Genomic DNA, 1,701 nt, shown 5'->3' on the forward strand with positions numbered 1-1,701 from the left:
CATCAAACCCCTCATCCGCGACCTCCTCGACACCCACCCCGACGGCACCAGCACCCTCGAAGAACTCCACCCCCGCTGGGCCCCCAACATCGTCACCGGCCTCGGCCGCCTCACCGGCGCCACCGTCGGCGTCATCGCCAACAACCCCCTCCGCAAAGGCGGCTGCCTCGACGCCCTCTCCGCCGAAAAGGCCGCCCGCTTCGTCCGCATGTGCGACGCCTTCGGCATCCCCCTCACCGTCATCGTCGACGTCCCCGGCTACCTCCCCGGCGTCCACCAGGAATGGGACGGCGTCGTCCGCCGCGGCGCCAAACTCCTCCACGCCTTCGGCGAAGCCACCGTCCCCCGCGCCACCCTCATCATCCGCAAGGCCTACGGCGGCGCCTACATCGCCATGAACGCCCGCTCCCTCGGCGCCACCACCGTCCTCGCCTGGCCCCACGCCGAAGTCGCCGTCATGGGCGCCCGCGCCGCCGTCGACATCCTCCACCGCCGCACCCTCGCCGCCGCACCCCACCACCAACGCGACGCCCTACGCACCCGACTCGCCGACGAACACACCGCCACCGCCGGCGGCCTCCACCGCGCCCGCACCATCGGCGCCGTCGACGCCGTCATCGACCCCCCGCACACCCGCCACCACCTCGCCCACGCCCTCGCCGCCGCACCCGCACACCGCGGCACCCACAGCAACATCCCCCTCTAGAAAAAACCCGCGCCACCCGACGTCCCACCCACCAGGAAGAACCCCACATGCGCATGCTCATCACCGGCGCCGCCGGATTCATCGGCTCCAACTACGTCAGAAAACTCCTCACCGGCGCCTACCCCCGCCACACCGACACCCACGTCACCGCCCTCGACAAACTCACCTACGCCGGCAACCCCGCCAACCTCGCCGCCGTCGCCGACCACCCCCGCCTCACCTTCGTCACCGGCGACATCACCGACACCCACCTCCTCGCCGCCCTCGTCCCCGGCCACGACGCCATCATCAACTTCGCCGCCGAAACCCACGTCGACCGCTCCATCACCAACGCCGCCGCCTTCCTCCACACCAACACCACCGGCACCCAGACCCTCCTCGACGCCGCCCTCACCGCCCGCGTCCCCCGCTTCCTCCAGGTCTCCACCGACGAGGTCTACGGATCCATCACCACCGGCTCATGGACCGAAGACCACCCCCTCCAACCCAACTCGCCCTACGCCGCCTCCAAAGCCGCCGGCGACCTCATCGCCCGCGCCTACGCCCGCACCCACCGCATGAACATCACCATCACCCGCTGCGGCAACAACTACGGCCCCCACCAGTACCCCGAGAAGATCATCCCCCTCTTCATCACCAACCTCCTCGACCACCAGCCCGTCCCCCTCTACGGCACCGGACACAACATCCGCGACTGGATACACGTCGACGACCACTGCCGCGCCATCCACCTCACCCTCGAAAAAGGCGCCCCCGGCGAGACCTACAACATCGGCGGCGGCACCGAACTCACCAACCGCGAACTCACCAACCGCCTCCTCCACGCCTGCGACGCCGACCCCCGCCTCGTCCACCACGTCCCCGACCGCCCCGGACACGACCACCGCTACTCCCTCGACGACACCAAACTCCGCCGCCTCGGCTACACCCCCACCACCGACTTCACCACCGGCCTCGCCGCCACCGTCGACCTGTCTCTTATACACATCTGACGC

At 70.0% G+C, this 1,701-nt stretch carries 1 protein-coding gene; it reads left to right on the forward strand.

Translation table 11 applies throughout. The features are described 5' to 3' along the window. Nucleotides 1-706, forward strand: a 706-nt coding sequence (locus tag DEF28_RS26415) for a carboxyl transferase domain-containing protein (protein ID WP_325049041.1), incomplete at its 5' end; no start/stop codon positions are given. Nucleotides 707-1,701: the final 995 nt, after the last annotated feature.

Source organism: Marinitenerispora sediminis, from assembly GCF_003336425.1.
Classification (GTDB): domain Bacteria; phylum Actinomycetota; class Actinomycetes; order Streptosporangiales; family Streptosporangiaceae; genus Marinitenerispora; species Marinitenerispora sediminis.